This window comes from Protofrankia sp. CiP1_Cm_nod1, from assembly GCF_920888515.1.
GTDB lineage: Bacteria > Actinomycetota > Actinomycetes > Frankiales > Frankiaceae > Protofrankia.
Map to the genome: position 1 here is coordinate 1 of NZ_CAKKTM010000341.1, position 8,045 is coordinate 8,045.

An 8,045-nucleotide genomic window follows, 5' to 3' on the forward strand; every position below is an offset into this window, starting at 1 on the left:
GGCGCTCCCGGCGGCCTGGTAGGCCGCCCACAGCTCGGCCACGCTCGTGCCGGCGGGCGTCAGCGCGGCCAGGCCGGTGATCACAACCGGGTCCCGGTCCCGGTCCCGCTGCCGGTCCCGCTGCCGGTCCCGGCCGGCCGGCGCGGCGGGCCGCCGGCCGGGGCGGCCGAAGACGACCGAGGCGTTGGCGCCGGCGAACGCGAAGTTGTTCGACACCGCGACGTCCATGGCCAGCGGCCGGGCCTCGTTCGGCACGACGTCGAGCCCGCACTGGGGGTCGGCGGCGGTGAACCCGGCGGTCGGCGGGGCGACCTGCCCGTCGAGGGCGAGGATCGTGACGATGCTCTCGACCGCCCCCGCGGCCCCGAGCAGGTGGCCCACCATCGACTTGGTGCTGCTGAGCGCGACCGTCCCGGCCGCCTCCCCGAGGGCCGCGCGGATCGCGTTGCTCTCGGCCGGGTCGTTCTTGGGTGTGCCGGTGCCGTGGCCGTTGATGTACCCGACCTCGTCGGCGGCGACGCCCGCGCGGGAGAGCGCGGCGGTGATCGCCCGGGCGGCGCCCGCCCCCTGCGGGTGCGGCGCGGTCGGGTGGTACCCGTCCGCCGAGAAGCCGTAGCCGAGGACCTCGGCGAACATGCGGGCACCGGCCGCCCGCGCGATGTCGGCGCGGACCAGGACGAGCATGCCGGCACCCTCCCCGAGGGACAGCCCGTCGCGGTCCTTCGAGTACGGCGCGGCCGGCCCCACCGCGAGCGACTCCAGGCTGTTGAAACCGGCGAAGACCACGTCGGAGAAGGCGTCGGTGCCGCCGACGAGGACGGCGTCCGCCTGGCCGGTGACGATCAGTTCGGTGGCGTGGGCGATCGCGTGCGCCCCGGAGGCGCACGCGGTGTTGACCGACAGCACCGGCCCGCGCAGGCCGAAGGCGGCGCCGAGCGCCTCGGCGATCGCCTGCGGGGACACCATCAGGGTGTGCCGCCAGTCCGGCTGACGGCCGGCGAGCTCGTCGCGCAGGGCCCGCTCCCCGCTGACCAGCCCGCCGTTGCAGCTGCCGAGCACGACACCCCACCGCTGCGCGGGAACCAGCGCGGCCGGTGCGCCCGCGGCCCCACCGGCGGTGCCGACGCCGATGCCGCACGCGGCCATCGCCTCCTCGGCGGCGACGAGAGCGAAGTCCAGCGCCGGTTCTCTGCCGACGTCCAGCGGCCACGGGTAGGCGGGGATGGCCGGTTCCTGCACCTCCCCGCCGAGGGCGGTGCGGTAGCCGTCCATCGGCAGGTTCTTCACCGGACGGATCGCCACCTGGCCCGCCAGGACGCCCTCCCACAGCTTCGCCACGCCGACGCCCTGCGCCGTCACCGCTCCCAGACCGGTGACGACCACCCGATCGGCGTCACCGGCGGTCTGTGTCCCCTCCGCCATGTCGGGCTCCCCTCCGTCGCTGTCGGAACGGCTGTCGGAACGGCTGTCGGAACGAAAATCGCTACTGGCACGAAGACCGATGCCGGGATCTCCGGGCCGCGGAGCGCTGCCCGGACGGGGACCGCCGGGCGGCGCCGACGGGGTCATGCCGCCCGGCCCAGGGCGGGGCCCGGTCATGCCGCCCGGCCCAGGGCGAGCGCCACCTGCTGGCCCGCCAGGCCGCGGGCGAGCGCGAGCGCGCCGGTCAGCCGGGCCTCGCGGGGCTGGCCGGGTATCCAGTCGAGGTCGCAGCCCGGGTCGGGATCGTCGAGGTTGGCCGTGGCGGGGGCCACGCCCGCCGCCAGCGCCAGCGCGGCGACCGCCACGTTCAGCGCCCCGGCCCCGGCGACGAGATGCCCGGTCTGCGGCTTGACACTGCTCGCCCACACGCGCTCGGCGTGGGCCCCGAGCGACCGGCGGATCGCCTGGGTCTCGCTGAGGTCCCCGAGCGTGGTCGCGCAGCCGTGCGAGGCGATGTAGGAGACGTCCTCGGCGGGCATGTCCGCGTCCCGCAGCGCCGCCGTGATCGCGCGGATCAGCCCGCGGCCGCCCGGGTCGGGCGTGACGACCATGCCGCCGTCGTTACCGGCGCCCACCCCGCGTATCTCGGCGTAGCAGCGGGCTCCCCTGGCCAGCGCGGCCTCGCGCTCCTCCAGGACGAGGAACGCGGCGCCGTCACCGAAGACCGATCCGCTGCGGGCCCGGTCGTAGGGCCGGCAGGCCGCCGCGCCCAGCTCGTTGCGGGACGAGAGCACACCGAGCCCGTCCATCTTCGACATCGACCACCAGGAGGTGGGGTCGTCGAACCCGCCGGCGAGCGCCAGGTCGGCCTCGCCGCGCCGGACCGCGCGCGCCGCGCGTCCCACCGCGCTCGCCCCCGCCTCGGCGGTGCCGGCGAAGTAGGCGTTGGGGCCGAGGAAGCCGTAGGCCTCGGAGATGTAGAACAGCGACGCCGCCTGCAGCCCCTCGACGTAGAACAGCGGTGTCAGTGTGGAGGACGCGACCCGTCCGAGCCGGTGGTAGTCGGCGCTGCCGTCGTCGGCGCGGGCGGCCAGCGCCCCGGCCACCACCCCCTCCGGCCGGGAAAGCTCCTTGTTGCCGCCGACGAAGAGGCCGGCCCGCTCGCCGAAGGGCCGCTCGTCCTCCAGGCCGGCGTCACGCAGCGCGAGGACGGCACCCACCATCGCGATCTCGTCGTTGGGGGTCATCTTGCGCAGCGTCCGGCGGCTTACATACTGTTTTGGGTCTAAATCAACCAGTTGGGCACCCAGCTGGGTGCGCAGTGACGACGGGTCGTAACCGCGCAGGGGCGTCACACCGCCGCGGCCCGCCAGCACCCCGTCCCAGGTGTCCTGGACGCCCTCACCGAGTGCCGTGAGCAGCCCGATCCCGGTGATCACGACTTTTCTCGCGCGCTCGCCGCTCATACCGTCGCCGCCAGCATCGACGGTTCCCGCAGCAGCTCCAGCGCCCGGACGGAGGCGACGGGACGCCCGTCGACGGTGACCGAGGCGGTGCACCGGGCGGTCTGCCCCGCGCGGTCGAGGACCCGCACGGTGATCTCCGCCTGGTCGCCGGGCCGGACGAAGTGGCGGAAGCGCACCACCCGCGCCCCGGACAGCCGCCAGCGTTCCCCCGGCGCGGCCAGCACCAGCCCGGCCAGGGCCACCATGCTCTCGAAGAGCAGCATGCCCGGCAGCACGGGGAAGCGCGGGAAGTGGCTGTCGAAGACGTCCAGCGTCCCAGGAATGTTACGGACAGCTACCGCCTGCCGGCCGTGCTCCAGCTGGACGAGCCGGTCGAAGGCTGTCGGCAGCGGTTCCGAGCCGATGTCGGCGCCGGTCATGATTCCTCCTTGGGGGTACCGACCACCAGGCAGGTGTTGGTCCCGCCGAACGCGAACGCGTTGACCATGACGCCCGACACCGGCATCGGCCGGGCCACCAGCGGGACGTAGTCGAGGTCGAGCCTGGGATCCGCGGTGTCGAGGTTCACCGTCGGCGGGACGACCGAGTGCTGGATGGCACCGAGCGCGGCGAGCAGGTTCAGCGCGGCGCTGGCCGAGGTGAGATGGCCGGTCATCGACTTCGGCGAGCTCACCACGAGACGGTGGGCGTCGGCGCCGAACACCTCCTTGATCGCTGTCGTCTCGGAGGCGTCGTTGCCCGGGGTCCCCGTCCCGTGCGCGACGACGTAGTCGATGCCGGCGGGCCCGAGCCCGGACTCGGCCAGCGCCCGGGCCATCACCTGGATGGCGCCGCGCCCGTCCGGCGGCGAGTCGGTGATCCGGTAGGCGTTCAGGGTCGAGCTGTAGCCGAGGAGCTCGGCGAGGACCGGTGCCCCGCGCGCCCTGGCCGCGGAGAGCTCCTCCAGCACGACGACGACCGCGCCCTCCCCGATGACGAAGCCCGACCGGTCGGCGTCGAACGGGCGCGAGGCCCGCGTCGGGTCGTCGTTGTAACGGTCGGTCAACGCGCCCAGCAGGCTGAAGCCCAGCAGGTCCATCCAGGTGGTCAGGGCGTCGAAACCGCCGGCGAGCATGAGCGTCGCGTCACCGTCCTGGATGTGCCGGAACGCCTCCCCGATAGCGTGCCCCGACCCGGAGCAGGCGGTGCTGACGCTGACCATCGGCCCGGTGCAGGCGGCCAGCCGCGCGATCGCGGCGACCGGCACGTTCTGGTCACGCAGCAGCACGTCACCGGGCGGATGCCGGAAGATCTCCCGGTTGCCGGTGCGTTCCCGCAGGTGGCCGATGTCCACGACCTGCTGGAGCTCCGGGCGTCCGACGCTGCCGCCCATCGCGACGCCGCACTCGTCGGGGTCGTAGGTGGCGGGGGTGACCTTGGCTTCGCGCAGTGCCTCCGCCGCCGCCGCCAGCCCGAACCCGCCGGCCCGCGACAGGTGCCGCCAGCCGGCGGCCTCGGGAACGAGATCACGCAGGGTGAAGTCCCGGACCTGGCCGCCGATGCGGACCGAGAACGTCGAGGTGTCGAAGGTGGTCAGCTCGCCCACCCCGCTGCGGCCGGCGACGAGGTTCGCCCAGGTGGTGGCCGCGTCGTTGCCGACCGGGGTGACCGCGCCCACGCCGGTGATCGCCACCCGCCTCACGGCGCGCTCACCGCCCCGGTCAGCTGGTCGGCCATCCGGGCCGTGGCGGCCGGGTCGTCCAGCCGCTCGGCGTCGATGAGGGCACACATGATGGACGTCGCGGTGAGCACGGTGCGCCCGCCGGCGCTGACCGTCCCGTCCAGGACGGCGACCTCGTCCGAGATCGACACGACCGTGCCGTCGAGCAGCAGCACGTCGCCCGGTGTGACGTCACCGAGGAACGCCACCTCGCCCACGGACAGCAGCGCGGCTCGTTTACGGTGCCCGCTGCTCATCATCACCAGCCAGGTGCCCGCCTGGCAGAGGGCCTCGAGCACCAGCGGCGGCGGCATGACCGGCCCGGTGAGGCCGGCTCGCCAGAACTGCTCCGTGCCGGACGTCACCTTGCGCCCGACGATCCGCCGGTCCGGCTCCCAGGAGTCGATCCGGTCAATGAGATGAAAGCGCATCGGCCGCGCCTGCCTTCCTGTCGGTTCACGCGCCTGTCGGCCCACCGGCCCGCCGGCCCGCCCGCGGGAAAGCCGCGGGAAGCCCGTGGGAAGCACGGTCGTGCTCCTCGCGCGCCGCCGGTGGGCCCCGGCTGCCGGGGCCCCGCGGTCCCGGGTGGTCAGTCGGGACGGCCGGTGCCGAGCACGGCCGCGGCCCCGCCGTCCACGCGCAGCAGCTCCCCGGTCATGTAGTCGGCGTCGGGCCCGGCGACGAAGGCCACCACCCGGGCGATCTGCCCGGGGGTGGCGAACTCCCGCAGGGGGATGCGCCGTTTGATGGCCTTCCCGCCGTCCTTGGCCAGCAGCCCGTCGACGAGATCGGTGGGGACGAAGCCCGGGAGCACGGCGTTGACCCGCACTCCGAAGCGGGCCAGCTCCAGCGCGCAGTTGCGGGTGAAGGCGTTGATCGCCCCTTTGGACGCCGCGTAGGCGGACTCGCCGGTCCAGGCCCGCTCGCCCATCACCGAGGAGATGTTGATGATGACGCCGGCGCGTTCCGCCATGAAGTGGCCCATCGCGGCCTGCGTGCAGTTGAAGACCCCACCGAAGTTGACCCGCATGACCTCGAGCCAGTCCGTCGGCGCCATGGTGTAGATCAGCCCGTCCCGGGTGATCCCCGCGTTGTTCACGAGGATGTGCAGCCCGCCCAGCTCGGCGCGGGCCCGCTCGACCAGCGCGGCCGCCTGCTCGGGGTCCGCGACGTCGGCGGCGAGCGCGACGGCCTTCCCGCCGGCCTTCTCGATCTCCTCGACGACGGCCTGCGCCTCGTCGGCGCGGGACCGGTAGTTCACGGCGACGTGCGCGCCGTCGTCCGCGAGCGCCAGGGCGACCGCGCGGCCGATGCCGCGGGACGCCCCCGTGACAAGGGCGACCTGCCCTGCCAGCTTCGTCACGTCCTTTCCTTTCCTTCCTGTCGTTCTGGCCGGCCGGCCACGTCGGCCGGTGTCACTGGTCGCCGGTCCGTGCCGCCGGTCCGTGCCGTCTCCCGCCGTGGCCATCCGGGCGGAGCGGCCACGGCGGGGTCCCGTTGCCGGATCCCCAGGACGCCGAGCCCCTGGGACGCCGGGCCCTGCCGCCGGATCCCGGTGCCGGGGCGCTCAGGCGTCCACCGTGGCCGTGGCGCGCAGGACCGCCAGGTCGACGAGGTTCTGCACGGTGAACAGGCTCATCACCTGGTCGGCCGGGAGCTTGCCGGCCAGTTCCTCGGTGTCGATCTGCGGCATGGCCTTCTTCAGCTGGGCCAGGCCGACCGGGGTGATGATCTCGTTCTCGTCGCCGAACTCCGAGTCCGGGATGCCGCCCTGAATGTGGTTGCCTATGTCGGACGCCTGGATCTTCACGCCGGTCTTCCGCTCGATACGGAAAAGGATGTCCAGCAGGTCGATCGATTCCGCGCCGAGGTCCCCGATCAGGGTGGACAACGGGGTGACCTCGGTCTCGTCCAGGCCGAGGGCGTCGGCGACGGCCTCCTGGATGGCGGCGGGGAAGGCTGCGGTGTCGGTCATGGGACTGTCCTTTCTTTCATGGAGATCACACAGCGTTGAGATCACACAGCGCGCGGATCACATGGCGTACAGATCACGTGGCATAGGGATCACGTGGTGGGTCGGGAGGTGCTGGCAGTTGTGGCACGGTGCGGGCCGGAGGAATGCCGGCCCGCCGCGGCCGGCGCGCTATGCCGGGACCGCCGGGCGCGGGGCGCCGTGGCCGGCGGTGGCGAGCAGCGCCTCGATCGCCTGGGGACGGGCGGTTCCCAGCGCCCGGACATCCGGGGCGATCCGCTTGACGAATCCCGTCAGGACCCGGCCCGGCCCGACCTCGACGAGCAGGCTGTGACCGTCCGCCACGGCCCGCCGCACGGTGTCGACCCACCGGACCGGCTCGACGAGCTGCCGCCGCAGCAGCAGGCGCACCTCCTCCGCCCGTCGGACGTAGCCGCCGGTGACGGCGCTGAGCACCGGCACCTGTGGTTCGGCGAACACGTGCCGGTCGAGCTCGGCGCCGAACTCGGCCTCGATGTCGCGCATCAGGGAACAGTGGAAGGGGGCGCCGACGTCGAGCCGCACGATCCGTTCCGCGCCGGCCCGCGCCGCCAGCGCCTCGACCCGCGCGACCGCCTCCGCCAGGCCCGAGACGACCGTCTGCCCGGGGTCGTTGTAGTTGGCGATCTCCACGACACCGGTGCCGGTGACGTCCCGGCACAACGCCTCGACCCGCTCGGCCGGCAGCCCGATGACCGCCGCCATCGCGCCCGGGGTACGGCTGCCCACCTCGGCCATGAGCTCGCCGCGGCGGCGCACCAGGCGCAGCACGGACCGCGCGTCGAGCACCCCGGCGGCGGCGAGCGCCGTGTACTCGCCGAGGCTGTGCCCGGCGACGCCGGACGCCTCGAAACCGCCGGCCCGCAGCACCTCGAGCACCGCCAGGCTGGTCGCGGCGATCGCGGGCTGGGTCACGTCCGTGCGGCGCAGCTCCTCCGCCGAGCCCGACACGCACAGCTTCGTCAGCGGGATGCCGAGGACGTCGTCCGCCATCTCGAAGATCCGGCCTGCGGTGTCCGGGTACCGCCTGACCAGGTCGGCCGCCATCCCGGGCCGTTGGGAGCCCTGTCCGGGGAACATGGCCAGGCAGCGGCTGCCCGGGGCGGGCTCCCCCGCCGCCTCGCCCGCGGCCCGTTCCGCCCCGACGGCCGGTGCCGGTGGGGGCTCCGCGCCGGCGGCCTCCGCGCGGAGAGTATCCACGCCGAGACTCTCCGCGCCGGGGCTTTCCGCGCTGGGGTGGAGGACCGTGGCTGTGGCGGGGATCCGGGTCATCTCGGGGTTCTCCCTTCCGATCGGTTGGCGCGTGCGCCACGAAGGTGGTCGGCGGGTGTGCCGTGGCGGCCGGGCGCGGGCGGCCCGGGTACCACGCGTGGGCCGGGCCCCCAGGCACCGGGCACCGTGCGCGCCACGGCGGGCTGCTCGTCGCGCCACGGCCGGTCCCGGCTCG

Annotated in this window: 8 protein-coding genes; all 8 read right to left on the reverse strand. The window is 74.3% G+C overall.

Features of this window, described 5'->3' with window-relative positions; genetic code table 11:
• Positions 1 to 1,422, reverse strand: a 1,422-nt coding sequence (locus NBX02_RS15345) for a beta-ketoacyl-[acyl-carrier-protein] synthase family protein (protein WP_250291908.1), incomplete at its 3' end; no start/stop codon positions are given.
• 173 nt (positions 1,423 to 1,595) lie between these two features.
• Positions 1,596 to 2,888, reverse strand: coding sequence for a beta-ketoacyl-[acyl-carrier-protein] synthase family protein (locus NBX02_RS15350; protein ID WP_250286748.1), 1,293 nt, complete (start codon positions 2,886 to 2,888; stop codon positions 1,596 to 1,598).
• On the reverse strand, positions 2,885 to 3,307 hold the full coding sequence (locus tag NBX02_RS15355) for a 3-hydroxyacyl-ACP dehydratase FabZ family protein (RefSeq protein ID WP_250286750.1): 423 nt from the start codon (positions 3,305 to 3,307) through the stop codon (positions 2,885 to 2,887). Before NBX02_RS15355 ends, NBX02_RS15350 begins: the two co-directional genes overlap by 4 nt.
• Positions 3,304 to 4,569 (reverse strand): beta-ketoacyl-[acyl-carrier-protein] synthase family protein, encoded by a 1,266-nt coding sequence (locus NBX02_RS15360; RefSeq protein WP_250286752.1) that lies wholly within the window; start codon positions 4,567 to 4,569, stop codon positions 3,304 to 3,306. The genes NBX02_RS15355 and NBX02_RS15360 overlap by 4 nt, the downstream gene beginning before the upstream one ends.
• The gene (locus tag NBX02_RS15365; protein WP_250286753.1) at positions 4,566 to 5,018 is read right to left on the reverse strand and encodes a 3-hydroxyacyl-ACP dehydratase FabZ family protein; all 453 of its coding nucleotides are present in this window, start codon (positions 5,016 to 5,018) and stop codon (positions 4,566 to 4,568) included. Before NBX02_RS15365 ends, NBX02_RS15360 begins: the two co-directional genes overlap by 4 nt.
• Positions 5,019 to 5,176: 158 nt before the next feature.
• Positions 5,177 to 5,950, reverse strand: coding sequence for an SDR family NAD(P)-dependent oxidoreductase (locus NBX02_RS15370; RefSeq protein ID WP_250286755.1), 774 nt, complete (start codon positions 5,948 to 5,950; stop codon positions 5,177 to 5,179).
• 204 nt (positions 5,951 to 6,154) lie between these two features.
• Positions 6,155 to 6,562, reverse strand: coding sequence for an acyl carrier protein (locus tag NBX02_RS15375; protein WP_250286757.1), 408 nt, complete (start codon positions 6,560 to 6,562; stop codon positions 6,155 to 6,157).
• A 168-nt stretch (positions 6,563 to 6,730) separates the two neighbouring features.
• On the reverse strand, positions 6,731 to 7,870 hold the full coding sequence (gene fabD, locus NBX02_RS15380; protein ID WP_250291910.1) for an ACP S-malonyltransferase: 1,140 nt from the start codon (positions 7,868 to 7,870) through the stop codon (positions 6,731 to 6,733).
• Positions 7,871 to 8,045 lie beyond the last annotated feature (175 nt).